The 24,736-nt window shown below is 66.8% G+C and carries 23 protein-coding genes; 11 read left to right on the forward strand and 12 right to left on the reverse strand.

Annotated elements, in window-relative coordinates:
* The first annotated feature begins 102 nt into the window (after positions 1–102).
* The 3 genes from ARC23_RS02130 to ARC23_RS02140 are packed head-to-tail and all read left to right on the forward strand — an operon-like array spanning position 103 to position 2,101.
* On the forward strand, positions 103–726 hold the full coding sequence (locus tag ARC23_RS02130; protein ID WP_057495704.1) for a sigma-70 family RNA polymerase sigma factor: 624 nt from the start codon (positions 103–105) through the stop codon (positions 724–726).
* The gene (locus ARC23_RS02135) at positions 723–1,397 is read left to right on the forward strand and encodes a ChrR family anti-sigma-E factor (RefSeq protein WP_057495705.1); all 675 of its coding nucleotides are present in this window, start codon (positions 723–725) and stop codon (positions 1,395–1,397) included. Before ARC23_RS02130 ends, ARC23_RS02135 begins: the two co-directional genes overlap by 4 nt.
* Before the next feature lie 11 nt (positions 1,398–1,408).
* The gene (locus ARC23_RS02140) at positions 1,409–2,101 is read left to right on the forward strand and encodes an NAD(P)H-binding protein (RefSeq protein WP_057495706.1); all 693 of its coding nucleotides are present in this window, start codon (positions 1,409–1,411) and stop codon (positions 2,099–2,101) included.
* 2 nt (positions 2,102–2,103) lie between these two features.
* Here ARC23_RS02140 and ARC23_RS02145 read toward each other — a convergent pair whose 3' ends face one another.
* From ARC23_RS02145 to ARC23_RS02160, 4 genes are all read right to left on the reverse strand, one after another.
* Positions 2,104–4,503, reverse strand: coding sequence for a hybrid sensor histidine kinase/response regulator (locus ARC23_RS02145; RefSeq protein WP_057495707.1), 2,400 nt, complete (start codon positions 4,501–4,503; stop codon positions 2,104–2,106).
* Complete coding sequence (locus ARC23_RS02150) at positions 4,496–4,963, reverse strand: response regulator (RefSeq protein WP_057495708.1); 468 nt, start codon at positions 4,961–4,963, stop codon at positions 4,496–4,498. The genes ARC23_RS02145 and ARC23_RS02150 overlap by 8 nt, the downstream gene beginning before the upstream one ends.
* On the reverse strand, positions 4,960–7,197 hold the full coding sequence (locus tag ARC23_RS02155) for an ATP-binding protein (protein WP_057495709.1): 2,238 nt from the start codon (positions 7,195–7,197) through the stop codon (positions 4,960–4,962). Before ARC23_RS02155 ends, ARC23_RS02150 begins: the two co-directional genes overlap by 4 nt.
* A gap of 114 nt (positions 7,198–7,311) precedes the next feature.
* Complete coding sequence (locus ARC23_RS02160) at positions 7,312–7,845, reverse strand: biliverdin-producing heme oxygenase (protein ID WP_057495710.1); 534 nt, start codon at positions 7,843–7,845, stop codon at positions 7,312–7,314.
* Positions 7,846–8,026: 181 nt separating this feature from the next.
* Here ARC23_RS02160 and ARC23_RS02165 point away from each other — a divergent pair, with 181 nt between their 5' ends.
* Entirely contained in the window at positions 8,027–8,320 is a 294-nt protein-coding gene (locus ARC23_RS02165) for a hypothetical protein (RefSeq protein WP_057495777.1), read from the forward strand.
* 15 nt (positions 8,321–8,335) lie between these two features.
* Here the strand turns inward: ARC23_RS02165 and ARC23_RS02170 are convergent, their stop codons facing one another.
* The 3 genes from ARC23_RS02170 to ARC23_RS02180 all read right to left on the reverse strand — a co-directional run bounded on the left by ARC23_RS02170 (position 8,336) and on the right by ARC23_RS02180 (position 11,768).
* A complete protein-coding gene (locus ARC23_RS02170; RefSeq protein WP_057495711.1) occupies positions 8,336–8,821 on the reverse strand; it encodes a TspO/MBR family protein in 486 nt (161 codons plus the stop codon).
* A 72-nt stretch (positions 8,822–8,893) separates the two neighbouring features.
* On the reverse strand, positions 8,894–11,077 hold the full coding sequence (locus ARC23_RS02175; RefSeq protein ID WP_057495778.1) for an AsmA family protein: 2,184 nt from the start codon (positions 11,075–11,077) through the stop codon (positions 8,894–8,896).
* 130 nt (positions 11,078–11,207) lie between these two features.
* Complete coding sequence (locus tag ARC23_RS02180; protein WP_057495712.1) at positions 11,208–11,768, reverse strand: fasciclin domain-containing protein; 561 nt, start codon at positions 11,766–11,768, stop codon at positions 11,208–11,210.
* Positions 11,769–11,913: 145 nt separating this feature from the next.
* Between ARC23_RS02180 and ARC23_RS02185 the strand changes: the two genes are divergently transcribed.
* From ARC23_RS02185 to ARC23_RS02195, 3 genes are all read left to right on the forward strand, one after another.
* Positions 11,914–12,354: a hypothetical protein gene (locus ARC23_RS02185; protein WP_057495713.1), complete on the forward strand. Its 441-nt coding sequence runs from the start codon at positions 11,914–11,916 to the stop codon at positions 12,352–12,354.
* Between the two features lie 95 nt (positions 12,355–12,449).
* Positions 12,450–13,676 carry an SHOCT domain-containing protein gene (locus ARC23_RS21040; RefSeq protein WP_057495714.1) on the forward strand — a complete coding sequence of 409 codons (1,227 nt, stop codon included), beginning with the start codon at positions 12,450–12,452 and terminating at the stop codon, positions 13,674–13,676.
* 290 nt (positions 13,677–13,966) lie between these two features.
* On the forward strand, positions 13,967–15,166 hold the full coding sequence (locus ARC23_RS02195; RefSeq protein ID WP_238985166.1) for a serine hydrolase domain-containing protein: 1,200 nt from the start codon (positions 13,967–13,969) through the stop codon (positions 15,164–15,166).
* Positions 15,167–15,179: 13 nt separating this feature from the next.
* Here ARC23_RS02195 and ARC23_RS02200 read toward each other — a convergent pair whose 3' ends face one another.
* Together ARC23_RS02200 and ARC23_RS02205 are read right to left on the reverse strand one after the other, a co-directional pair.
* Positions 15,180–16,427 (reverse strand): arsenic transporter, encoded by a 1,248-nt coding sequence (locus ARC23_RS02200; protein WP_057495716.1) that lies wholly within the window; start codon positions 16,425–16,427, stop codon positions 15,180–15,182.
* A gap of 13 nt (positions 16,428–16,440) precedes the next feature.
* Positions 16,441–17,676, reverse strand: coding sequence for an MFS transporter (locus tag ARC23_RS02205; protein ID WP_203226333.1), 1,236 nt, complete (start codon positions 17,674–17,676; stop codon positions 16,441–16,443).
* Between the two features lie 169 nt (positions 17,677–17,845).
* Here ARC23_RS02205 and ARC23_RS02210 point away from each other — a divergent pair, with 169 nt between their 5' ends.
* Positions 17,846–19,045 carry a serine hydrolase domain-containing protein gene (locus ARC23_RS02210; protein WP_057495717.1) on the forward strand — a complete coding sequence of 400 codons (1,200 nt, stop codon included), beginning with the start codon at positions 17,846–17,848 and terminating at the stop codon, positions 19,043–19,045.
* A 123-nt stretch (positions 19,046–19,168) separates the two neighbouring features.
* On the opposite strand, the gene ARC23_RS02215 is transcribed toward ARC23_RS02210, so the two are convergent.
* Genes ARC23_RS02215 through msuE form a run of 3 tightly spaced genes read right to left on the reverse strand, consistent with a single transcriptional unit; the run spans position 19,169 to position 21,869 of the window.
* Complete coding sequence (locus ARC23_RS02215) at positions 19,169–20,203, reverse strand: methionine synthase (protein WP_057495718.1); 1,035 nt, start codon at positions 20,201–20,203, stop codon at positions 19,169–19,171.
* Positions 20,204–20,241: 38 nt separating this feature from the next.
* The gene (locus tag ARC23_RS02220) at positions 20,242–21,219 is read right to left on the reverse strand and encodes a DUF1852 domain-containing protein (protein ID WP_057495719.1); all 978 of its coding nucleotides are present in this window, start codon (positions 21,217–21,219) and stop codon (positions 20,242–20,244) included.
* Positions 21,220–21,278: 59 nt separating this feature from the next.
* Positions 21,279–21,869, reverse strand: a complete 591-nt coding sequence (msuE, locus tag ARC23_RS02225; protein ID WP_057495720.1) for an FMN reductase — start codon at positions 21,867–21,869, stop codon at positions 21,279–21,281.
* Positions 21,870–21,944: 75 nt separating this feature from the next.
* Between msuE and ARC23_RS02230 the strand changes: the two genes are divergently transcribed.
* The 3 genes from ARC23_RS02230 (at position 21,945) to ARC23_RS02240 (ending at position 24,651) form a co-directional block, all read left to right on the forward strand.
* Positions 21,945–22,859, forward strand: coding sequence for a LysR family transcriptional regulator (locus ARC23_RS02230; protein WP_057495721.1), 915 nt, complete (start codon positions 21,945–21,947; stop codon positions 22,857–22,859).
* Positions 22,859–23,734, forward strand: coding sequence for a methylenetetrahydrofolate reductase (locus ARC23_RS02235; protein WP_057495722.1), 876 nt, complete (start codon positions 22,859–22,861; stop codon positions 23,732–23,734). The genes ARC23_RS02230 and ARC23_RS02235 overlap by 1 nt, the downstream gene beginning before the upstream one ends.
* 83 nt (positions 23,735–23,817) lie before the next feature.
* Positions 23,818–24,651: a S1 family peptidase gene (locus ARC23_RS02240; RefSeq protein WP_057495723.1), complete on the forward strand. Its 834-nt coding sequence runs from the start codon at positions 23,818–23,820 to the stop codon at positions 24,649–24,651.
* Positions 24,652–24,736 lie beyond the last annotated feature (85 nt).

A 24,736-nucleotide genomic window follows, 5' to 3' on the forward strand; every position in this document is an offset into this window, starting at 1 on the left:
CCTACGGCGGGCGCAGGCAGATGGATGCAGATGTGGCCTGCATCCAGTTGTGCCCTCCTGACGTAGAGGAGAGGAACCTTCACCCGCGCCCCGCGAACGCAGATGTATCCTGACGCCGCCCCCACCTCCCTTGACTTCGACGCCGCCCGCATCGTGTCCAGTTCCCAGCAGCCGAGCAACGAGCCGACGAACTGGACCGGCGACATGGACGGCGTGGCGCGGCTGCGTGACCGCGACTGTTTCATGCGCATCTACGACCATTTCATGCCGCGGTTGTGCGTCTACCTCCGCGGCCTGGGCGCGCCTGCTGCCGTGGCAGAGGAACTGGCCCAGGAATGCCTGCTGCGGTTGTGGCTGCGTGCGGCCGATTTCGACCCGGCGCAGGGCGCGCTGAGCACCTGGCTGTACCGTATTGCGCGCAATCTGCACATCGACCGTGTGCGCCGTGAACGCAGTTGGATGCAGGTGCAGGCTGCGGTTGAAGAAGCGAGCTGCACCGACCCGGTGGAGCGCAGCAGCGCAGAACAGTTCGCCGACCAGATGCGGCTCCGCCAGCGCATCAGCGAACTGCCTGCCGTACAGGCACGGCTGGTACGCATGTCCTATTTCGAGGCCAAGAGCCACGCCGAGATCGCGCAGGCGCTGGACATGCCGCTGGGAACGGTGAAATCTCACCTGCGGCGCGCGTTCCTGCAACTGCAGGCAAGGGTAGGGGGGCGCGCATGAGCCCGCGCCACCACCTGCACGAATCCACCCTGATGAGCTACGCCGCCGGCGCCTTGCCGGCGCCGCTGAGCGTGGTGGCCGGCGTCCACCTTGAGCAATGCCCACACTGCCGCCAGCGGCTGCGTGAGGCCGAAGCCATCGGCGCGGCGTTGCTGGAACAGACCCAGCCGGTGACGCTGGAGTCGCGGCACGCGCAGTTGCGGGGTGCCATGCTGGCACAGCTGGACCTTGCCGGCGAGGCCGCTGCGCGCCGCGCGCCTGCGCCCGGCGACCGGAGCCCACCGGGCGCCGATCCTGACGCCTTGCCGGCATCGCTGCATCCGTATTTCGGGCACTCGCTGCGCAGCCTGCCGTGGCGCTGGATGGCGCCCGGGGTGCACTGCATCCGCGCCGACAGGATGCCGTCGCTGATCATGCTGAAGATCGCCCCGGGCAAGTGCCTGCCGATGCACAGCCACGGCCGCTCGGAACTGACCCAGATTCTGCAGGGCTCCTACAACGACGCCCTGGGCCTGTTCACCCCCGGCGACATGGCCGATCTGGATGAGGACGTCGAGCATCAACCGGTGACGGCTCCCGGTGTGCCCTGCATCTGCGTGTCCGCGCTGGATGCACCGCTGGTGTTCAGCGGCTGGCTGGCGCGGAAGATCCAGCGGTTCGTGAAGCTGTAGGCGGGTGGGCGATGGGCGACGCAGGGCGAGTGCGGGTTCTGCTGGTCGGCGCAACAGGGCTGGTCGGGCAGGGCGTGGCGCTTGCGTGCCAGCGCTCCGCCCAGGTCACTGCGCTGACGGCGCTGGTCAGGCGGCCGGGTGGTCTCAAGGGCGTCGGCAGCGAACGGGTGGTGCCGGATTTCCTGCGCATCGACGCGCGGGCCGATGACCTGGCGGGGTTCGATGCCTGCTTCTATTGCGCGGGCGCCACGCCGATCGGGACTGGCGAAGATGAGTATCGGAGGGTGACCTTGGACACCACCGTTGCTGTTGCCCGAACGTGGGCCGATGCAAATCCGCAAGGTATTTTCCTGTACGTGTCCGGTGCCGGTGCCGATCCGCGAAGCCGCGTGATGCCGTTGCGGGTGAAGGGGCAGGCCGAGGAGGCGCTACGCGCACTGCCGGTACGCACTGTCATGCTGCGACCCGGAGGCGTGCGGCCCGTTCCAGGAACCGGCACCCGCCATGCCCTGCTGAAGCCCTTGTATTGGGGCGGTGCACCGTTGATGAAGCTGGCCGAGGCGTTCTCGCCAGCGCTGGTCACCAGCAACCTGGCGCTGGGGCGCGCGATGATCGCGCTGACCGGCATGCAGCGCCCGCCGCAGGCGGTGGAATGCGATGAGATCAACAGGATCGCCGCAGGAAGGGGCGATCCGGCCGGCTGAAGTCAGTGCGCCGCGCCACCCAGCGCACTCCTGACGGCCTGCGCCAGGTCGCTGCGGGTGAACGGTTTGGGCAGAAGGGCGGCGATGCGCCCCTGGCTGCCGACCGCATCGTGGTCACGCGGGTAGCCTGAGGTGAACAGGACGGCCACCTGCGGCCAGCGCTCACGCACTTCGCGCACCAGCTCCCAGCCTGACATGCCGGGCATGACCACATCCGAGAACAGCAGGTCCACCCGGGTGTCCGGACGTTCCAGCAGCCGCAGCGCAGACGGTCCGTCGTGCGCCTCCAGCACGCGATAGCCCAGCAGCCGCAGCGCATCCACGGTATGCGCGCGCACATCGTCGTTGTCCTCGGCCACCAGGATCGTTTCCTCGCGTGGCTCGTAGCCGGCCAGCCCGGACAGAGCCGGTGCCGGCTCACTGGGCAGCGCCAGCGCCGAGCGCGGGAACATCATGGTGATGCTGGTGCCGCCGCCTTCAACCGAGTCGATGAGGACGTGGCCGCCAGACTGCTTGACGAAGCCATGCACCATCGATAGGCCCAGCCCTGTGCCGCGGCCGACCTGCTTGGTGGTGAAGAACGGCTCGAACACGCGCGCCAGCGTATCGGCATCCATGCCGTGGCCGTTGTCGCGCACCCGCAGCATCACGTACTCGCCGGGCAATGCATCGGGGAACAAGGCGGCGTAGTCGTGGTCGAGGTGGCTGTTGTCGGCCTCGATTGTCAGTCGCCCGCCATGCGGCATCGCGTCGCGGGCGTTGACCGCCAGGTTGAGCACCGAGGCTTCCAGCTGGCTGACATCGATTTCCACGCACCAGATATCGGCCGCCGCGCGGATCTCCAGCTGCACCAGCTCGCCCAGTGCACGTTGCAGCATGTCCTGCATGTCCAGCAGGCGATCATTGAGGTTGGTGGCCTGGCTGTGCAAAGGCTGGCGCCGCGCGAATGCAAGCAGCCGCTGGGTGAGGCTGGCGGCGCGGCCGACCCCCTTCAGGGCATTGTCCAGGGCGCGGCTGAGCATCACGCCGGCCTCGCCGGCGCGCTCGCTCAGCAGCATGGCGTGCTCGACGTTGCCGGAGATGACGGTCAGGATATTGTTGAAATCGTGGGCGATGCCGCCAGTCAGCTGGCCGACCGCCTCGATTTTCTGTGACTGGCGCAGCGCGTGCTCGGCCTGCAGCCGCGCCGTGGTTTCCACTGCCTCGGACACCACGGCGGTGACCGCGCCGTCGCCATCGAGCAGCGGGCGCAACGAAAAATCGAAGCTGCGCCGGCCGGTGGGCAGCTCCAGGTCAAGCGAATGCAACGAACCGCGCCCCTGCGCGGCCTCGGCCACTGCACGGTCCAGCCTCGCGCCGATCCCGTCGGTGGTAGCGAACCACGGCGATTGCCCGAAACGCTGGCCCACCACTGTGTGCTTCTCGGCCAGGACAGAGGCCAGCGAAGCCACGTTGGCGTCGACCACACGGCCGTCCAGGTCCAGCAGCACCTGGTGCTGGAAGCTGGATTCGAAGATCGCCTGCAGGCGCCGCTTGCTGCCGCGCAGCTCCGCCGTGCGCGCCTGTACCTGGCGCTCAAGCACCTGGTTGTCCTCGCGCAGTGCCAGTTCGGCCTGTTTCAGGCCCGAGACATCGCTGCCAAGGCAGATGTAGCCGACCACGTTGCCATTGGCGCCGCGCTGCGGCACGCAGTCCATCTGCACGAAGCGCGACTGGCCGCTGCGGTGCACCAGTTCGACCTGGAAGCGGGTGCGCTCACCCAGCAGCACGCGTTCCAGGCTGGGCAGGGCGTGTTCGAACGCGGAAATGCCGCTGACCTCGCGCGCCGTGCGGCCGAGCAGTTCGGCCAGACTGATGCCGTGCCAGTCCAGGAAGCTCTTGTTGGCGAACCGGTAGCGGTGTTCGTTGTCGAGCTGGGCGATCAGTGCCGGCACCGCGTCGGTGACCTGCTGCAGCTGCGCTTGGCTGTCATCCAGTGCCGCCTGCGCCTGCGCAAGCTGGTTGCGCTCACGGGCTTCCTGCTGGGTGCGACGGATCGCATCGGGCAGGCGCTGCAGCCGCTGCTTGACCACGTAATCGCGCGCGCCACGGGTCAGTGCCTGCACTGCCAGCTCTTCGGTCAGGGTGCCCGAAACGAAGATGAAAGGAGTCTGCGGCACCCGCTCGCGGGCCAGCGCCAGGGCGGCATCACCATCGAAGCCGGGCAATACGTGATCGGCGAGGATCACGTCGAAGGGCCGGCTGTCGAGCGCCTCGATGAAGGCGTTGCGCGTCCACAGCCGCTCGGCCTCGAACTCCAGGCCGGCACGCTGCAGCTGCGCGGTGATCAGCTCCGCATCAAGCGCACTGTCCTCCAGCATGAGGATGCGCAGGTGCCCGCTGCGGCGTGATCCATCATGCATTGTGCTGCCCCGAGCCGTTGGGGCGATGCGGCGGCGGTTGGTTGGTGATGCCCCAGAACATGCCCAGCCCCTGGATGGCGTCGAAGAACTCCTTGAAATCCACCGGCTTGACCACGAAGGCGTTCACCCCCAGCTCGTAGCTGCGCACCAGGTCCTGTTCTTCGCGCGAGGAGGTCAGCATCACCACCGGCGTGCTGCTCAGCCGGGCATCGCCACGGACCTGCTCCAGGACTTCCAGCCCGTTGATCTTGGGCAGCTTCAGATCCAGCAGCACCACCACCGGCCCACCGTGGTTGGCGCCGGCGAATTTTCCTTCGCAGCGCAGGTAATCCAGCGCTTCGGCGCCGTCGCGTACATGGATGACATCGTTCAGCAGCTGGCAGCGCGACAGCGCGGCCATTGTCAGCTCGGCATCCTTGGGGCTGTCCTCGACCAGGAGGATCGGCCTCAGGTCCCTCATGGGTGATCTCCTGTGGAACGGGGTAGGGTGAAGTGGAGGGTGGCGCCCTTGCCGGGTTCGCCTTCGGCCCAGGTGCGGCCGCCATGGCGGCCGATGATGCGGCGCACGTTGGCCAGGCCGATGCCGGTGCCTTCGAATTCCTCGACGTGATGCAGGCGCTGGAACACCCCGAACAACTTGTCGACGTAGCGCATGTCGAAGCCGCAGCCGTTGTCGCGCACGAAGAAGTGGTCTTCCTCGGCGTCACGCGCATGGCCGATCTCGATCACGGTCGAGGCACGCTCGCGGGTGAACTTGATGGCATTGGCCAGCAGGTTCTGCCAGACCAGGCGGATCATCGCCGGGTCGGCCTCGACCCTGGGCAGCGGCGCGATCTGCCATTGCACCTCGCGGCCGGCATAGTCCAGAGCCAGGCTATGGCGTACATCCTCGACCACCGCGGCCATGTCCAGGCGGACCCGGCCCAGCGTCGAGCGGCCCATCTGCGAGAAGCTCAGCAGGTCATCCACCAGCGTGCCGGCCGACTTGGCCGATTCGACGATGGTGTCCAGGAAGCGGCGCTCGGTCTCGTTGAGGCGCTCACCGGCCGAGCTGCCCAGCAGCTCCGAATAGCCGACGATGTGACGGAACGGGGCGCGCAGGTCGTGGCTGACCGAATAGGAAAAGGCTTCCAACTCCTTGTTGCTGCGCAACAGCTGCTCGTTGAGCTCGGCCATTTCCTCGGCCTTGCGCAGCACGATATCGACGATCGCGGTGCGCATCTCGTGGGCGGCGTCGCAGTCGGCATCGCTCCAGGGCAGGCTGCGCTGGTGCACGGTTTCCTTCCACGCATCGAACGAACTGCGCGGTGACAGCGGCGTGCCGGGTGCAGCGGTCTTGCGCGGGTCTCCGCCCCAACGCACCGTGCGCACCACTTCGGGCCGGAACCACATGAGATAGCTGTCGTGCAGCTGCGAAATGGACACGGCCAGCACGCCACTGGCCACGTCGCTGAGTTCAGCTGCCGGCGCCCAGTCAGCGGCCAGGTGTTCGGTGCAATAGGTTTCCTGGCCGGCCTGCTGGCTGGCCAGCCATGCCGCCAGCGCCAGCACATCGTTGGCGGCAGGGCACTGTCCCACGCGCAGGCACTGGCCCTTGTGCACGATGGCGGCACCGGTCGCGCCGGTCAGCGACAGCAGGCTGGCCTCATCGTGACGCAGCGCGGCCATGAAGTCCTCATCGCCGGCCATGCGTGCGAGCAGCTTGACCAGCACCGAACGGCGCGCCACGCGCTCTTCGATGGCGCGCGCGCGCTCCTTCAGGGCAATCTGCAGAGACAGGATCTGGCCCATGAACTCGCAGGCGGTGCGCACGTGGTATGGCAGGCGCCGCGGCAGCACGGTGTGGCAGGACACCAATCCCCACAGCTGGCCTTCATGCACCAGCGAGACCGACATCGACGCGCCGGTGCCCATGTTGCGCATGTAGTGCAGGTGTACCGGCGAAACGCTGCGCAGCACGGCCAGGCTCAGATCGGTGGCGGGCGCGTCGCGATGGTGTTCGGCACGCATCAGGGGGGCGGGCGTGTAATTGTTGTCAGCAATCAGGCGGACACGGTTGCGGCGATACAGCTCTCGGGCCTGGGCCGGGATGTCCGACTCGGGGAAGCGCAGGTCCAGGTAGGACGGCAGCTGCCCATTGCCATCCTCGGCCACCACTACGCCGTTCCAGCCAGGATCGAACTGATAGACCAGGGTGCGGTCGAAGCCGGTGAGCCGACGCATGTGCGCTGCAGCCAGCTGGCAGAGATCCTCCACCGTGGCGGCGGATTCAATGTCGGTCATCAGCTGGCGGATGGCGGGGTAGAGCTCCTCCAGCGAGCCGGGCTGGCCGGGAACAGGTGCCTCCAGCTCCACCAGCAGGTCGGTGGCCGAGCGGTGGACCAGCAGCTGATGCCGGCCATGTCCATCCAGATGCACGGCGCCGACATGCGCGCTGCTGCCGATGGCTGCTTGCCGGAACAACGCCGTGAAGGGGGCGAGTACGCCGCCCAGCACTTCGTCGATGCGCTGTGTCAGCGGTTCGCCATGCTGCTGCAGCAGTGACGGCGGGCTGATGGCGCGCTCGTGCACGCGCAGTGATTCCGGATCCACGACCAGCAGTACCCCGTAAGGCTGGATGGCGCCGGGCGTATGGATCGGTTCACGCGCACAGCGGGTGAGCTGGGAATCGCGCGCGGGTTCGACAGATGACATCAAAGGCGGGGCTCTTGATTGAAAGGTTGCGCGCGATGGATCTCAAGCGCAGCATTGTGGATGGTGAAGCAAAAGCTTCCATTGGCCTACTACTTCCTGCAGGTGAAGGGCATTTCATTCGAAACTGAACTCTTCATCTACGCAGCGGCGTAGGAACTGGAAGGCATCCGAGGCGCCGGCACAGGCCAGCAATTGCCCGGTACGGTCCAGTGCGACCGCATCAAGCTGCCCGCGTATGCGCGTCCAGTATCCGGCAACGCCCAGTGGTGACGGCGCCAGATGGCGCGCACCGTAGTGCCCGTGCAGGTCCAGTGCCGCGGCCGCCTTCAGCAGAATGGCGGCACCCAGCGTCGAACCTTCAGCCACGTAGTGCCAGCCGAGCGCGGCGGAGGGGCTGGCAACGTGCAGCGATGGGCGCCAGGCATGCGGAGTGGGTGGTCGCTCTCCCAGATCAGCCAGGTCGTGCATTATCAACTGCAGGCGTCCCGCTGCGGTATCTGCGCTTCGGTCCAGCGATGCAACCGCCTCGTGGAAGTGCCATTGGACACACAGAAAGCGGAGATAGCGTTCGCAGGAGGCAAAGATGCGCTGCTTCAGCAGGTGCTGGTCGAGGCCATCATGTACGTCGCGGGCCTGCGCCTTGAGCACACCACTGAGGGGGGCCGTCCAGGGCGGGCGCGGGAGCAGGGCGGGAGCAGGCATTGTGTCGCACGATAGCAGAGCCGGTCGTAGAGGCAGGTACCGGTTTCGCGGCCAGTGCATGTGCGCTGCACGCCGGCTCGACACCCGCTTTCCTACGCTGAACGCACACCCACCCGCCATCATGCCCGTGAACCTGCAGACCCTGCCATCGATGCCGTACCGCCTGCTGCCCGACAGCTGCCAGTTTGAACTGCTGGACGTGGATGCGCTGCAGGACCCGGCCAGTGGCCGCCTGCTGCATCTGTACTCCGTGGTTGCACGCTGCCTGTGCTGCGAGACCGTGTTCAAGGCCGAAGAAGGGCAGGGCTTGGTCAGCCATTCGATCGCACGCGTGGTGCGATGCCCCGGTGGCTGCGGCCAGCAGGCATTCAAGCCGGCCCTGCTACGTGCCTGGTGCCCGCAGGCCGCGGCGCTGGCATGACCGCCTGCGAGATGCTCACAGCACCCCGGGGTTGGCGCGCCACACCGCGAAGTTGAGTGCCGAGGCAAACGTTATCCAGGCCAGGTAAGGCAACAGCATCACCGCAGCAAGGGCGCGTATGCGAGCGAAGGCGATGAGGGTTGCGACCACCAGCACCACAAGCAGCAGAATGTCGACGAAGGCGAGCGCGCCCAGCCTCCAGCCGAAGAACAGCCAGCTCCAGAGCGCATTGACGCCGAGCTGCAGAAGATAGAGCGTCAGTGCAGGCCGGGTTGCCGCTGTGCCACGTTCGCGCCAGACCAGCCAGGCGGCAACCGCCATCATTGCGTAGAGCACGGTCCAGACCGGGCCGAACAGGCTTGCAGGCGGCGCCCAGTCCGGCAGTGCGAGGGTGGCGTAGAAGCTGGCCGCCGAAGTGGACGCCCACGCCCCCAGCGCAGCGGCGGCAAAGGTGACCGTGACCCATCCGAGGGCGCCCAGCGCCTGCGTGCTCCCCTTCATTCCGGCCCAGCTCCCTGTTGCAGATGCGCCGTATACGTTCTAGGGCGGCAAATGGATGCAGTGCCCGTTCGCTCAGTCCGAGATGCCTGCGGCACCGGACTCATCGCTGGCCGTCAGCAGGCCGGGCCGCTGCTCGAACCACTCCCGAGCCTTGGCCAGATGCCAATGGCGCTGGTCGCCGTCCAGTTCAATGCCCGCGCCCAGCGGCCCCCAGCGCAGGTAGAGGTCGCCGCGCTTGCGACGCTCCAGCAGGTCCAGCCGTGCACGCACCGACAGGCGCTGGTTTTCCGCCCGCAGCCCATCAACCACCAGATGCCCCGGGCGCCATTGCAGTCGCGCCTGCGCGTCCACCCGGCCCGAATCCAGCAGCGACAGTGTCCAGCGCGGGTAGTCGGTGCGCTCGGCAAACAGCGCCAGCAGGGGCCGCGTGTCACTGAGCGTGAGGTCAGTGGTGGCATCCACCTGGAACGGGGATTGCGCATCGATGCGTCCCTGGCGGAAGGCCACATCGCCTTGCCACCCCGTCGCGCGTGGCGCCCCGTCGACCTGCACATTACGCAACTCGACGGTGGTGCCGGACAGATCGAAATGGCGTTGGCTGAAATCGCCTCGTCGCAGCGCGGCATTCACTTCAATATCCCCGCCCATGCCCACTCCGGCCACTTCGGCGCTCGCGCTGCGCCCGACCAGCCGCGCGTTGCCACGGCCGACACGCCCTTCGGTATCCAGCGTGACATCACCGCTCAACACGCCTGAGCCCTTCAGCAGCCGGACCTGGCGGCTGCCCAGATAGCGATTGTAGGCGGCCAGATCGGGAATGGCGGCCTCACTGAAGCGCAGCCGTGCGCGTACCCCCTTGCGCAGTTCCTGCAGGCGTCCATCGCCACTCAGGTCCACCGCCAGGTCGCGGCCATCGAACAGGCGCACGTCCTTGGCGTCGGTGGGCCGCGCACTGAAGCGCGGCAGGCGGATGGCCAGTTGGGCCTGCGTCGGCTGGCCCGCCTTCAGTTCACCGTGCGCGCTGGCGGTGCCCGCCAGGCGTACGCCGGCAACCTCGGCCACCGCTTCGGCGGCAGGAATATCCACCGTGCTGCCTTCGGCCAGTTCGCCATCACGCAGGCGCAGATCGGCCTTCAGCGTTCCGCCGCCATCCAGCTGCAGCCAGGGCTTGCGCACGAACAGCGCTGGTATCCAGTTCAGCGAGGAGAACGTCCACTCACCGCGCACGCTGCCCGAGCTGCGGTCCAGCAGTTGCGCCGGTTGCTGGAAGGGGATGTCGCGCCCGCGGATGCGGAGGTCTGCATCGACTGCCGCGCCGGGCCGGGCAGGCAGGCGCGCCTGCAGGCGCAGGTCTTCGGCCACGCTGAGCTGCAGGGCCAGCACGCCGCGATCAGGTGCGCCATCGCCCAGTTGCAGTGGCACGTGCCAGAGCGCGTGGTCGCCCGGCTGCAGGCGGCCATCGGCAAGATGGACCGACAGCCGCAGATGGCCGGCCACCGGCGAACTGCTGATGCGCGGCTGCTGCACGTCGGTATCCATGCGCAGCCCCTGGCTGCGTGCGTCCACCTCCAGCGCGGCGCTCAGCAGCTTCAACTTGGCCAGGCCCGGCGCCTGGTCCCGGTAGTGGCGCGGGTAGCGGAAGCGCGCGTGCAGGTTCATGCCACCCAGCAGCTGCACGCCGTCGAAGCTGGTGTCGGCGTCACTGAATGAAATATCCGAATCGAACAGTTCCGACGGGCCACCACGCAACTGCTTGAGGAAGCCGACGGTTCCGCGCCCCTTGCCGATGATCAGCAGCTTGCCCAGGCGCGCACTGCGGATGCTGTCACTGTGGATCGCATCGAAGCGCAGCGTCCAGCCCTGGTCGCTGCGCGGTGGCGAGGGAATGGCCCCCTGCACGCGGCTTATCTCGGCCGAAACACCGGTGGCCTGCAGCCGTGGCACCCGCACCTGGCGCTGGAACAGCGGCAGCACGGCCAGCCGGGCGCTGGCGCGCTCGGCGTGCAGCACGTATACCGTATGGTTCACATGCCCGCGCATATGCACGTTCCAGGCGATGACATGCCCGGGCAGCACGGTGATCGCCGGGCCCGTGGTCATCACGAACTTGTGCGGCTTGCGGTTGGTGACCTGATCGAACAGCGGTGTATTGAGGAACAGGTTGCCGGCCAGCAGATAGGCGGCATAGGCCACCAGCAGTGCGCGCAGCGCCACGCGTAACGGTCGGGGCCAGTGCGGGTAGCGGATCGGGATCAGGGTTGTACCTTCCGGAGGTGAGGCGACCACTATTGCCGAGCGCGTGGCGGCGGGACGTGAACGTTGGCGTGACGCGCCACGCAGGCAGGCGGTCACGGCGGATGCGACGCGCGCATCCGCCGCAGTAGCGCTACTTCGGCATCAGCACCGAATCGATCACGTGGATCACGCCATTGGACTGGCCGACGTCGGCAATGCTGACACCGGCCTTTCCGCCCTTGGCATCGACAAGCCACAGCTTTCCGTCGTGCAGGGCAACGGTCAGCGGCTCGCCTTCGACGGTTTTCAGGGTCGCCTTGCCGCCATGGCGCCTGGCATCGGCCATCAGCTGCATGGCGCTGTAGTTGCCGGGCACCACGTGGTAGGTGAGGATCCGGGTGAGCTGGGCCTTGTTTTCAGGCTTGACCAGCGTATCCACCGTGCCCGGCGGCAGCTTGTTGAAGGCCGCATTGGTAGGTGCGAAAACAGTGAAGGGGCCTGCACCATTCAGGGTGTCAACCAGGCCGGCGGCCTTCACGGCGGCCACCAGGGTGGTGTGGTCCTTGGAATTGACCGCATTGGCGACGATGGTGCGGGTGGGATACATCTCCGCGCCACCGACCATGACCGGCCCGGCCGCGAAGCTGACCGTTGCGACGGAAGCGAGTGCAGCGAAACCTGCAGCAGTGGCAATACGCTGGAGAACGTTCACGGTACGTCCCTCGGTTGGGCGCCCGCCAGATGCGGGCACCTAAGCTACGCTGGCGGGCCGCAGATGGATGCAGTGCTTTGGGTGAGGGCTCAAGAATGCCGTTCGGCGGCCGCTAGCGGGAGCGACCACAGGAGATGGAGCATCGATGGAATCCGCACATGCGCACGGAGACGTGAAGGGGAAAGCGCAGGGGGGCGCGACAAAGGACTATCCCCTTTACCTGGACGCGACAACCCAGTCCGAAGAACCGGCCTATCTGCGCGTCAGCCTGGCCCTGCTGCGTGACGCACTGCGCGGCAACGCGCTTTGGGCAGACACGCCGTTCCAGCGCGATGCAGAGACCTTCAAGGCTTGGAAGTACGACGGCGCCATGACGACGATCCTTGAGGGCGCCCCGATCTACACCCCATGGTTGAGCGGCGAACACGGACGGGTGCGCGTCGTCGATGGACGGCACAGGTTGTATGCGCTCATCGATATGGGCTATTCGCACGTGCGGATCGTGACCGACCCCTGCCATGCCACAGTCCTGGGCGCCCTGGTCGATCCGGTCGACAGTGCACAGGATCACAACGACCACCGGTAGCGTGCGGCAGGCCACTGCTCGAGGCTGCTGCAGGCCATCGGCAAACGCTACAATCGGTGGATTCATCAATGCGAACGGATTCCCAGGGGGAAACAATGAAGAACGGAGTTCTCGGTGGATCACTGCTGCTGGTCGCAGCGCTGGCCACGCCTTTTGCCAGCTCCGCGCAGAGCGGCTCGTTCAAGAGTCAGGCCAAGGCGACCGCCAAGGAGCTGCGCAGGCTGGGCGAGCCGATGGATCGCTGCAATCTGGCGACGACCACCAACGACGCTGCGGTAGTCACCAGTGTTTCCGGCGGCAACGTACTGCAGCCGGGCGACCGCCTGCTTACCCTCAACGGCCAGGATGTCGCCGGCAAGTCCAACGATGCGCTGGGTGCTGTACTCAGGGGCATCGGGCCCGACCTGACCATACCGGTGGTGGTGGAACGCGCCGGCACCCGCATGGAGCTGTCGCTGCCGTGTGGCAATGCCCGGTCGCGCATGGAGGCGGTGCTGAGCGGCCTGGATGCCGCCGCGAGCGGCAACTACCAGGCGTGCGTCGATACGCTCAGTGCGCGCAAGGATCTGGGGGGGCGCATGGCGGTGCTGGCGGCGCAGTGTGGCGAAGCCGCCAAGAGCATCGGCCCGTCGCGCCAGGCCGAACTGATCTACGAAGCGCTGAAGCAGCGGATCGCCGAGGCCCAGTGGGAACCGGACGCGCGCAGCAATATGATCGATGTCATGCGCAGGCAGCGGGTGCAGATCGAAAAGTACCTGGGCGAAGACCGCTACGCGGCGCTGGTGGCAGCAACCGAGCGCTGGCCGGGGGCGGAAGCGCTCTACAAGCGCACCGAGATCGACCAGGGCCAGTTCCGCCGCATTGCCCAGGACGCGGTGCGTGGGCGCCTGCTCGACCCCGAATCGGCCCGCATCGACATGCCCTACGGTTTCCTGCGCGGCAGCTGGAGGCCGCTGCTGCAGAAGGCCGTGGACGGTTACTGGACCTGCGGCACCGTGAATGCCAGGAACCGCATGGGCGGCTATGTCGGAACCAATGCCTTTGTCGTGGTTCTGGGTGAAGACGGCCAGGTGAAGTATCTGGAGCTGGGCAACAGCCGCGAACTGGACCTGGTCGGTACGGCGTGCGCCAAGGCCGTGGCTTCCCTGCCGCCGGCACCGGCGGAGACCGGGACGCCCGCAGGCGGCGCAGGCAGCGGCAGCACAGGCTCGCTTGCCGATGAGCTGAAGCAACTGGCCGAGCTGAAGGCCAGCGGCGCGCTGACCGACGCCGAGTTCGAAACCGCCAAGCAGCGCGTACTGTCCAGCGGCAAGACCCCGTAAATTCCTGCCGCCTGGCGCAGGCGTTGCCACCCGGCTGAGGCGCACGCCGCCGGCCTCAGCCGCGGCTGCCCACAGCCGGATCACGTGGTGCAGGAGATGGGCCATGCCTGGAGCGGCAGCCAGTCGGGCCTGCCGTTCATCGACCCGCAGGGCCCGGATGCCGCGCGGATCGCCTGGCTGTCAATGAAGAATTACCAGTGCCGAGGGAGCGGGCAGGGGAGCGCGCCGCGGGGAAGGGTCGGCCGGACGTGCCAGATGGCACCTCCGGCCACTGCCACCGATCCGCTATCGTGAGCGCCCCAACCGCTCCCGCCTGGCAGCGCATGGACGCCACACCGAACACAGCCCGAACCCGGTGGAGGCTTCACGCCTTCATCCTGTCCACCGCGCTGCTGGCCGCCGGCTGCGCTGATGCAACGGCACCGGCCAAGGATCCGGGTGCGGATATCGAAGAGGTGGCCCAGACCCTGATCGAGCAGCCCTTGCTGCACTCGGCCTCGATCGCCGTGGTTTACCGTGGCCAGACGTTCGTCCGCCATCGCGGCCACATGCAGGCAGGAGAACCCGGCGCGCCGACCGATGCCACCCTCTATGAGATCGGCTCATTAAGCAAGACCCTGGCCGGCACACTGATGGCCAATGCAGTACTGGAAGGCAAGCTGGGACTGGATGATGACGTTCGTGCCTACCTGCAGGGCGACTATCCGAACCTGCAGTACCAGGGCGCGCCGATCCGCATCCGGCACCTGCTGTCGCACACCAGTGGCCTGCCGAACATGCTGCCGGAGCGTGCGAACACGATACTGGCCGACTTCACCGATCACCGCACGCCGGCTGAACTCAATGCCCTCTACGCCGGTTACGGCAAGGCTGATTTCCTCAAGGATCTGCACACTGTCCGCATTCTGCGGATGCCGGGGAAGGACTACGCATACTCCAGTGCAGGATCCCAGCTGGCCGCGCACATCCTGGAACAGGTCCATCGGCGCGACTATGAGGCGCTGCAGCATGAGTTCTTCAGCGATGCGGCTGGAATGACCGGGACCACCATCTCGTTGAGCGACACCGAAGCGTCGCGCCTGGCGGTGGGCTACCACAGCGACAATCCGGTGCCGACCACGCCCATGCCCGGGTTGCCGTGGGGTGCGTCCGGCAACGTGAAGGCCACCGTCCCCGACATGGTGAAGTACCTGCAGTTCCAGTTGGCCGACGGGCCCGTGGTGAAGGAGTCGCACCGCACCCTGGCCCGGTTCGACGACGAGTTCAGCATCGGCTACTTCTGGAACATCGTTGCGGGCGATCGCCTGAAGGGGACCTACTATGCCCATCATGGCGGCGTGCCCCGCTCGCAGTGCTACATCTACATCATGCCGAAGCACGACCTGGGCATATTCGTCATCACCAATCAGAGTGGCGAGCAGACGGCGCACGCCCTGGAAGCGGCGGTTGACACCCTGGTCGAGCGGATCAGCGCGGGCGACACGCGATAGGCGCAGCGGCGGGCTACAGCAACAGCAGCGCGGCGATCAATGCAGGCGGCATCACCAGCACGCCTACGCGCAGGAAGTCGAGCGCACTGACATGCTCGCCTTCGCGGCGTAGCGCCACCAGCCACAACATCGTGGCCAGCGAGCCGGTCACCGACAGGTTCGGGCCCAGGTCCACGCCCACCAACAGGGCCGCGCGCGTCTGTGCGGGCAGTTCGGCCATCTGGCCCAGCGAGCCCGCCGCCAGCCCGACCGGCAGGTTGTTGGCCGCGTTGCTCAGCAAGGCGGCTGCGCCACCGGCCAGCCAGCCGGCCTGGCGCGGTGATGCCTGTGCCACCGCCTGCAGCGCATCGGCTGCCGCCTGGATGACGCCGGTCTGCGCCACAGCTTCCACCAGCACGAACAGCCCAGCCACCAGCGGCAACACGCCCCAGGACACATGCCGCAGCAGCGGCACGGGGCTGCGGCGCTGGCGGATGGCCACCACCGCCACGCTCAGCGCGCCCGCACAGAATGTGGCCAGGCCAAGCGGGCCGTTCAGGGCAGAGGTCAGCACCAGTACGCTGCCGGTGAACAGCACGCCCCACGCACTCAACCGGCCGCCCTCGGTCAGCGGCCGGTGCTCGGGCGCCGCCACCAGCGGTTGTGCGATCTCCCGTCGATGCACCCAGCGCAGCACCAGATAGGTCGCAGCGATCGCGGCCAGCGAAGGCAGCGCGAACTGCCCCAGCCACTGCAGCAGCGGCGGCATATGCGCGCCGTACACCACCAGATTGGCCGGATTGGAGATCGGCAGCACGAAGCTGGCCGCATTGGCGATGAACGCGCAGACGAACAGGTAGGGCAGGGGATTGGCGCGCGCGGCCCTGCACGCGGCATAGACCGCCGGCGTCAGCACGACGGCCGTCGCGTCGTTGGACAGGAACACCGTCACCAGCGTGCCGACCAGGAAGACCAGATCGAACAGGCGCCGCCCCGACCCGCCGGCATGCCGGACCGCATACAGTGCCAGCCAGTCGAACAGGCCTTCGCGCCGGGCCAGTTCGGCCAACGCCATCATGCCGACCAGGAACAGGTAGACGTCGCGACCTTCGGCCACCGCGTCCCATGCCGTGGCTGCTGACACTGCGCCACTGAGCGTCAGCAGGGCGGCAGCGGCCAGCGCCCACACATATTCCGGAATGCGCCACGGCCGGAACAGCAGGCCGACGGTGGCAATGGCTACGGCGGTCCAGATGAAGAGGGAAGATGACGAGGAGAGCATGCAGTGGGGGGTCTCAGCTGCGCTGACGTGCGGATGCGCGGCCCGTCTCCGGTACGCGCATCGCCAGCAGGAAGGCGCCCGCTGCAATCACGGCAAGTGCAAGGAAGGCAGCATCATACCCTGCGAACTGCACCACCAGGCCTGCCAGGCCCGGACTGAACGCCGCGCCCACGCCGAACACGGTGGAGACGGCGCCGAGCGTGACGTTGAAACGGCCGCTGCCTTCGGTCAGGTCGCTGACGATCACCGGCAGCAACGCGCCGAACAGGCCCGCACCGATACCATCCAGCAACTGCACGCCCAGCAGCCATGCGGGTGCATCCGACAGCGGGTACAGTGCCGCGCGGATCGGCAGGATCAGGAAGCCTGCCAGCAGCAGCGGGCGACGGCCCCAGGTGTCCGCACGCGCCCCGACCAGCCACGCCATTGGAATCATCACCAACTGCGCGGCGACGATGCAGCCCGCCGTCATCGTGGTGGCCAAAGCCGGCGCGCTCAGCGCCAGCTTCTGGCCCACGAGGGGCAGCATCGCGGCATTGGCCAGATGGAACAACGCGCAGCAGGCCGCCAGCGTGCGCAGATTGCGGTCGTGCAGCAACCGTCGCGCCGGCGCGGGTGCGCGCTCAGCGTCGGCCACCGCACTCATGCCGCGTGCGCGCTCGTGGTTGATCGCCCGGGCCGGAATCGAGCGCAGCGCCGCCAAGCTGGCCACGGTCAGCACTGCCATCAGCGGGAACACCACCACCGGGCCCCACAGGTAGGCCAGGGCGCCGGCCAGCACGGCGGCCACCGCATTGCCGGCATGGTTGAAGGACTCGTTGCGACCCATTCGGCGGGCGAAGGCCCGAGGTCCGCTGGTGCCCAGTGAAATGGCCGCGATGGCCGGCGCGATGACGGACGCGGCCACGGCACTGAGCGCCTGGCTAAGCGCGATCAGCGTGAACGAATGCATCCACGGCAACAGAAGGCAGGTCCCTGTGACCAGCATCGCGGCCAACGCAAGGGCCGCCCGCTTTGCATCGATACGGTCCATCAATGCACCGGCAGGGGCCTGGGTCAACAGGCCGACCACCGCCGAGACCGTCATCACCGCACCGATGCTGGCCGGTTGCCAATGGTGCACAGCCAGCAGGTAGATCGCCAGATAGGGCCCCAGTCCGTCGCGGACGTCGGCGAGGAAGAAGTTCAGTCCATCCAGGCCGCGCTCGGCACGCGCGGCGATGGAAGGTACAACAGGCAGGTCGGTCACGGCGGTCGATTCGCGGCTGCAACGGGTCGCCGCAGCGCGTGCGGAGCGGCGAAGTTTTGCAGGTCAGGCTGTGATGATCGTGTCGCGCAGCCTGCGGCGTGACTTCAGGCACTGCAGGTTAACTACAAATGTAGTCATCCTGCGCCGGCACTCACCGCATGAGGCCCACATGAAATCCGCATACCGGTTCTGCCACATTCTCGCCTTGGTATTGCTGATGCCGCTGTCCGCCCTGGCGACCACGGCCGACGATGCGCTTGCCACGATCGAGCGCAACGCCCGTGCAGCGCACTCCGATGCCGTGCTCGTCAGGCACGACGGGAAGACCCTGCTGGAGCTGCAGCCTGCGGCTGGACAGGACGCCGTTCATCTGATGTCAGCCACCAAATCGGTGATGGCGCTGGCCATCGGGCTGCTGCTCGACGACGGCACGCTGGCCTCGATCGATGAACCGGTCAGCCGCATCTACCCGGAGTGGAAACAGGGCCAGAAGCAGGACATTACCGTGCGCATGCTGCTGGACCACACCTCGGGCCTGCAGAACGTGGCCAATGCCGGCCAGGAGCTGGAAGGCGCGCCGGACCTGGTCAAGCTGGCCCTGGCTGCGGAGTTGAGCCATGCCCCCGGCACCACCTTCTCGTACAACAACAAGGCCACCAATCTGCTGCCCGGCATCGTTCAGCGCCTGGCCGGCCAGCCGCTGGATGCATATCTGCACGCGCGTCTGTTCAAGCCGCTGGGCATCGCCCACTACACGTGGATGAAGGACGAGGCGGATACCCCGCTGGGAATGGCCGGCCTGTCATTGCGGGCGAGCGATCTGGCGGCCATCGGGCAACTGCTGCTGGATGACGGTGTGGCGCCGGATGGAACACGCCTGCTGAGCGCGCGATCAGTAGCGCTGCTGACCGCTGAGAGCGCACGCTCGCCCGACGTGGGCCTGCTGTGGTGGCGGATTCCGGCATGGGAGCGCTATCAGCTGAAGCCAGGGCTGGGCGATCTGTTGTCCGCTCGCGGGGTGGAATCCGGCGTGCAGGCGGCCATTCAGTCCACCGCTGGGCGTACCTTCGACAGCAAGGACGCGCTGATCGCTGCCCTGGCCGAACAGCTGGGTCCGGAATGGCCGCAGCGCTATGGCAGCGAGGTCACCGGGCGCGGCCTCAAGCTCGCCGATCTCTACGACACCGCGCGCGGCCCGGTCGTTGGCTACGCCGCCAACGGCTATATGGGCCAGTATCTGCTGGTCATCCCGGAGCAGCGCGTAGTGGCGGTGCGCCTGATCCACCGGCGCGATACCCACGTTGCACCGCGCGACGACTACAGCGGCTTCTTCGCTGACGTGCTGCAGCTGGCGCAGGCCCTGCGCTGAGCAACAGCCTCCACGGCACGCCAACGCATCCCTGGGCGTGCTTCACCTTTGCGATCCGGCAGGCAGCGGGCGCACAGCACCCGGCCACACCGCTCCAGCCAGGCGCGCAGGTACGCAATCCGTTCAGGCCGACAGCTCCTCCCGCACGATCTTCGCGCCTTCGCTGAGTGCGCGCAGCTTGCCCCGCGCCACCGCACGCGGCAACGGTGCCATGCCACAGTTGGTGCTCGGGTAGAGCTTGTCGGCATCCACGAACTGCAGCGCCCTGCGCAGGGTGTCGGCCACCTCCTGCGGTGTTTCAACCGTGTGGGAGGCCACGTCGATGGCGCCGACCATCACCTTCTTGCCGCGCACCAGTTCGATCAGGTCGATCGGCACATGCGAGTTCTGGCATTCCAGCGAAATGATGTCGATGCTGGAGGCCTGCAGCTTCGGGAACGATTCTTCGTACTGGCGCCATTCCGAACCCAGCGTCTGCTTCCAGTCGGTGTTGGCCTTGATGCCGTAGCCGTAGCAGATGTGCACGGCGGTCTCGCACTTCAGCCCTTCAACCGCGCGTTCCAGGGCCGCCACGCCCCAGTCGTTCACCTCATCGAAGAACACGTTGAAGGCCGGCTCATCGAACTGGATGATGTCCACGCCAGCGGCCTCCAGTTCCTTCGCTTCCTCGTTGAGGATCTTCGCGAACTCCCAGGCCAGCTTCTCGCGGCTCCTGTAGTGTGCGTCGTACAACGTATCGATCATGGTCATCGGGCCGGGCAGGGCCCACTTGATCGGCTGCGTGGTCTGCCGGCGCAGGAACGTCGCATCCTCGACGAATACCGGCCTGGGCCGGCTCACGGCGCCGACCACGGTCGGCACGCTGGCGTCGTAGCGGTTGCGGATGCGCACGGTTTCGCGCTTCTCGAAATCGACACCGCTGAGGTGCTCGATGAAGGTGGTGACGAAATGCTGCCGGGTCTGCTCGCCGTCGCTGACGATATCGATGCCGGCGTGCTGCTGTTCCTGCAGCGAAAGGCGCAGGGCATCCTGCTTGCCTTCAATCAACGCTTCAGCCTGCAACTTCCAGGGCGACCACAGCGTTTCCGGCTCGGCCAGCCAGGAGGGCTTGGGCAGGCTGCCCGCAGTGGAGGTGGGGAACAGAATCTTGGTCGGCATTGCGGGGTATGTCCTTGGGGGCGATGGAAAACGGTGGATCAGCGGGCGGCCCACTGCTCAAGCACAGCGCGGTACGGCTTGATGAAGTGCTCTTCGGTGAAGCGGCCCTGCTTGACCGCCAGCTGGCTGCGCTCTTCGCGGTCGTAGACGATGCGGGTGGAGGAGTAGTCCTGATGCTTCAGGCTGGGCTGGTAGACCTTGCCGGCCACCGAATTGGCGTTGTAGATCTCCGGGCGGTAGATCTTCTGGAAGGCCTCCATGGTGCTGATGGTGCCGATCAGCTCCAGGTTGGAGTAATCCCCCAGCAGATCGCCGCGGAAGTAGAACGCCAGCGGCGCGACGCTGCCCGGCGGCATGAAGTAGCGCACCTGCAGGCCCATCTTGTCGAAGTACTGGTCGGTGGGTGAAAACTCGCCCTGGCGGTATTCCACGCCCAGGATTGGATGGTGGTTCTCGGTGCGGTGGTAGGTCTGGCTGCTGGAAACGCTGATGCAGATCACCGGCGCCTTGCTGAAGTTGGCCCGGTAGGCCTCGGACTCCAGGAAGTGCTTGAACAGCTTGCCGTGCAGGTCACCGAAGCCCTCCGGAATGCCGAAGGTCGCCTTGCCTTCGTTGCTGGCCGGCAGTACCACACTGAAGTCATAGTCGCGTACATAGGACGAGAAGTTGTTGCCAACGATGCCGTCGATACGCGCGCCGGTCCGCGTATCGACGATGGCCGGCTGCAGCACTTCGATCAAGGGAAAGGGGTCTGCGTCACTGGCGTCGTCGATGTGCATCTCCACCGAGATGATGTCCAGCTCCACGCTGTAGCGATCGGCGCCCGGGTTGTCCCAGTGCGCAAGGTCATTGAAGCGGTTGTTGATCATCCCCAGCGTGTTGCGCAGATTCTGCTGGCGAGAGTCGCCACGGGCCAGGTTGGCGAAATTGGTGGTGATGCGCGTGCCGTCAGCGGGCTGGTAGTCCTCGTTGAAGGGAATGCGCGAGATGCGGAAGGTGAAGGCGTCGGTCGTCATGGGTGGCGTTCCGTGTTGCGGGGTGGCATCCGAAGGCAAAGGGGGAGGGCATTCGGCATTCAAAGCGTGGCGGCGGTCTCGGCAACGACCGAGGCGCGGCGGCCGGGCAGCGACAGCAGCGGCAGCGCCCGCTGCACGGCCAGCTGCGCGCGCTCGATCAGGGCGTGGCTGTGCAGCCGGCCGTCGGCGAAGTCACGATCGGTGGCGTAGACGCCAAGCGGCAGCGTGCGGGCCTGGAAGAAGCTGAAGAGCGGGCGCAGCTGGTGGTCGATCACCAGCGCGTGGCGTTCGCTGCCGCCGGTGGCGGCCAGCAGGATGGGGGTGTCGACCAGCGCATCCTGGTCGATGAAGTCGAAGAAGTGCTTGAACAGCCCGGTGTACGAGCCGCGATAGACCGGCGTGGCCACGACCAGCACGTCTGCCTGTTCAACAGCGAGCAGTTGCCGCTCCACGGCCTCGGGCAGCTGCGAGCGCCACAGGGCACCGGCCAGCTGCGGAGCCAGCTGGCCCAGTTCGACCAGCTCCGGGCTGCTCGGCACCTGCTCGCCGATCAGATCCAGCAGGTGTTCACAGAGGGTGGTCGCGCGCGAGGGGCGCTGCAGTCCGCCGGAGACGGCGACGATACGGAGGGGGCGGTGGAGTGAAGGCATGACCCGATGCTAGTCATGCCTTTCCATGACGTAAAATGGTATTACTTCACCAATCCATGAGTGAGATTCATCGTCATGCTGGAACGGATCCACCTCAGCATCGTGCAGCAGGTCGAGCAGCAGGGCTCGCTCACCGCCGCTGCCGGCGTGCTGAACCTGACCCAATCGGCGCTGAGCCACAGCATGAAGAAGCTGGAGCAGCAGCTGGGGACCGAGGTCTGGCTGCGGGAGGGACGCAGCCTGCGCCTGACCCAGGCCGGCCAGTACCTGCTGGCCGTCGCCAACCGCGTGCTGCCGCAGCTGGACCTGGCCGAAGAGCGCCTGCGCCAGTTCGCCCAGGGCGAGCGCGGCGCGCTGCGCATCGGCATGGAATGCCATCCGTGTTACCAGTGGCTGCTGAAGATCGTCTCGCCCTACCTGGCCGCGTGGCCGGACGTGGATGTGGACGTCAAGCAGAAGTTCCAGTTCGGCGGCATCGGCGCATTGTTCGGCTACGAGATCGATCTGCTGGTCACCCCGGATCCGCTGCTGAAGCCGGGCCTGAAGTTCATCCCCGTGTTCGACTACGAGCAGGTGCTGGTGGTGGCCAAGCGCCACGCCCTGGCCAAGGTGGATTACGTCAAGCCGCGCCAGCTCGGCCAGGAAGTGTTGATCAGCTACCCGGTGCCGTTCGAGCGCCTGGACATCTACAACCAGTTCCTGCTGCCGGCCGGCATCACGCCACGGCGCCACAAGGCCATTGAGACCACCGATATCATGATGCAGATGGTGGCGAGCGGCCGCGGCGTGGCCGCCATGCCGCGCTGGCTGGTGGAAGAGTACGCCGCGCGCATGGACGTGGTGCCCGTGCGCCTGGGCGCCAAAGGCATCCCCAAGCAGATCTATCTGGGCGCGCGCGAAGCCGATACCGGCATCGACTACCTGCAGTCCTTCATCGAACTGGCCCGTAACAGCTCGCCGCTTGCCGGCAATGCAGGCGGAGCCCGTTGATGCCTGCACCTGGATCACTGCGGACGGAGGCCTTCATCAGCACCTTTTCACTGGAGGTCAGCGTGAAGGCCATGCCCGCGCTGCGCGCCGAGGCCGCCCGCATACCGCGTGGCACGACGATCTCCATTCCCTACCTGGCCAGCGAGGATGACGACGCCCGCCTGGCTGCCGCGCGCATGGTGCGCGCGCTCGGCTTTGAGCCGATGCCACATCTGTCTGCGCGCCGCATCGGCTCGCGTGCGGCACTCGAGCGCTTCCTGGAGCGTGCTGCCAGCGAGGCCGGTGCCGAGCAGTGCCTGGTGATCGCCGGTGACCTCGCCACGCCTGCCGGACCGTTTGCTGACAGTGCTTCGATCATCGAGACCGGACTTCTTGAGCGTTTCGGCGTCAAAGTCGTGGGTATCGGCGGGCACCCGGAAGGCCATCCGGTGATGAGCAGTGACGGTCGCTGGCAGGCGCTTGAACGCAAGTGCCGGGCCATCGAATCGCGCGGCATGGCACCCTTGATCATTACCCAGTTTGCGTTCGATGCCGATATCGTGCTGGCGTGGTTGAATGTACTGCGCGCGCGTGGCATCAACGTTCCGGTGCTGGTCGGTGTGCCGGGGCCGGCCAGCATCACCCGGTTGCTGCGCTACGCCGCGATGTGCGGCGTGGGTGCCAGTGCATCGATGCTGGCCAGGTACGGCGTCTCGATCGGCCGGTTGCTTGGCACAGCGGGGCCGGAGGTGTTTGTCGACCGTCTCGTGCAGGGGCTGACCGACGCCCATGGCCTGATCAGCCCGCACCTGTTCCCGTTTGGCGGCATCGCGCCGTCACTGGATTGGATTGAGCGGTTCCGGCTTCGGGGCCCGTTTCCCCGGGTTCGTCGTTGAATGCCGCGGCTTGGTCGCATGCCGTCCCTGTGCCAGGTGTGTTCGGCTAGGCTGCAGCCACTGACCGAAAGGATGAAGCGCCGATGATTCGCTGGTTGTTCTTGGCACTTGCTGCGCTGCCGTTCGCTGCCAGCGCTGTAGTCATCCGCCACGACGTTGACGATGATCGATACCGGATCGACGGATCCGAGTTTCCGGCCCTGGCCGACATGCCCGGCGAAGGGCAGGGCGTTCTGATCGCCCCCAGCTGGGTGCTGACCGCGGCACATGCCGCGCCGATGGAAGGGATGGGGCAGGCGATCACCATCAATGGAAAGGACCACGGCGTGGAGCGCGTATTCCTGCATCCCGGCTACCGGAGAATGCCTGACGCCTTGGGCAAGGAGGCATTGGCAACGGGAAGTCCTGCGAAGATCCACGCTTTCCTGGCCGGGTCGGATGACATTGCATTGATCCGGCTCGCCACCCCCGTGAACGATGTGCAGCCCGTAGCGCTCTATCGCGGCACTGCCGAGGTCGCGCAGGTCGCCGCCTTGGTCGGAAAGGGCGCCACCGGCAATGGATCGGTTGGACTGGTGCCGGGCGGGCCGCATCGCACCGCTTTGCGGCGGGCGTACAACGCGATTACCGGCGGAAACGATCGTTATCTCTGGTATCGGTTCGATGCCCCGCCACAGGGACTTCCACTTGAAGGCGTGTTGGGCAGCGGCGATAGCGGCGGCCCACTGGTGATCGAGGATCGCGGCGTCTGGCAGCTGGTCGGCCTGGGCTCCTGGATTACCGCCGTTCCCGAGCATGCCCTGGAGGCAGGCTTCTATGGTCAGGTCGTGCACAACGTTCGGGTGTCGCGCTATGTGGATTGGATCGAGAGCACCCTGAGTGCGCCAGATTACCGCCCAGTAACACCCGAAGACTGACAGCTGTCACTGGCTGCACCCCGGGCGGAAGCGGATAGTGAGCGCCAAGGCGAGGGCACCTCGCCACCACTCAGCCAGCAAGGGG

This window comes from Stenotrophomonas beteli, assembly GCF_001431665.1.
Classification (GTDB): Bacteria; Pseudomonadota; Gammaproteobacteria; order Xanthomonadales; family Xanthomonadaceae; genus Stenotrophomonas; species Stenotrophomonas beteli.

Bases quoted from the DNA above. Each gene is read 5' to 3' on its own strand.
- ARC23_RS02130 (WP_057495704.1), top strand. From the start codon at position 103: ATGTATCCTGACGCCGCCCCCACCTCCCTTGACTTCGACGCCGCCCGC.
- ARC23_RS02135 (WP_057495705.1), top strand. From the start codon at position 723: ATGAGCCCGCGCCACCACCTGCACGAATCCACCCTGATGAGCTACGCC.
- ARC23_RS02140 (WP_057495706.1), top strand. From the start codon at position 1,409: ATGGGCGACGCAGGGCGAGTGCGGGTTCTGCTGGTCGGCGCAACAGGG.
- ARC23_RS02145 (WP_057495707.1), bottom strand. From the start codon at position 4,503: ATGCATGATGGATCACGCCGCAGCGGGCACCTGCGCATCCTCATGCTG.
- ARC23_RS02150 (WP_057495708.1), bottom strand. From the start codon at position 4,963: ATGAGGGACCTGAGGCCGATCCTCCTGGTCGAGGACAGCCCCAAGGAT.
- ARC23_RS02155 (WP_057495709.1), bottom strand. From the start codon at position 7,197: ATGTCATCTGTCGAACCCGCGCGCGATTCCCAGCTCACCCGCTGTGCG.
- ARC23_RS02170 (WP_057495711.1), bottom strand. From the start codon at position 8,821: ATGAAGGGGAGCACGCAGGCGCTGGGCGCCCTCGGATGGGTCACGGTC.
- ARC23_RS02185 (WP_057495713.1), top strand. From the start codon at position 11,914: ATGGAATCCGCACATGCGCACGGAGACGTGAAGGGGAAAGCGCAGGGG.
- ARC23_RS21040 (WP_057495714.1), top strand. From the start codon at position 12,450: ATGAAGAACGGAGTTCTCGGTGGATCACTGCTGCTGGTCGCAGCGCTG.
- ARC23_RS02200 (WP_057495716.1), bottom strand. From the start codon at position 16,427: ATGCTCTCCTCGTCATCTTCCCTCTTCATCTGGACCGCCGTAGCCATT.
- ARC23_RS02210 (WP_057495717.1), top strand. From the start codon at position 17,846: ATGAAATCCGCATACCGGTTCTGCCACATTCTCGCCTTGGTATTGCTG.
- ARC23_RS02215 (WP_057495718.1), bottom strand. From the start codon at position 20,203: ATGCCGACCAAGATTCTGTTCCCCACCTCCACTGCGGGCAGCCTGCCC.
- ARC23_RS02220 (WP_057495719.1), bottom strand. From the start codon at position 21,219: ATGACGACCGACGCCTTCACCTTCCGCATCTCGCGCATTCCCTTCAAC.
- msuE (WP_057495720.1), bottom strand. From the start codon at position 21,869: ATGCCTTCACTCCACCGCCCCCTCCGTATCGTCGCCGTCTCCGGCGGA.
- ARC23_RS02230 (WP_057495721.1), top strand. From the start codon at position 21,945: ATGCTGGAACGGATCCACCTCAGCATCGTGCAGCAGGTCGAGCAGCAG.
- ARC23_RS02235 (WP_057495722.1), top strand. From the start codon at position 22,859: ATGCCTGCACCTGGATCACTGCGGACGGAGGCCTTCATCAGCACCTTT.
- ARC23_RS02240 (WP_057495723.1), top strand. From the start codon at position 23,818: ATGATTCGCTGGTTGTTCTTGGCACTTGCTGCGCTGCCGTTCGCTGCC.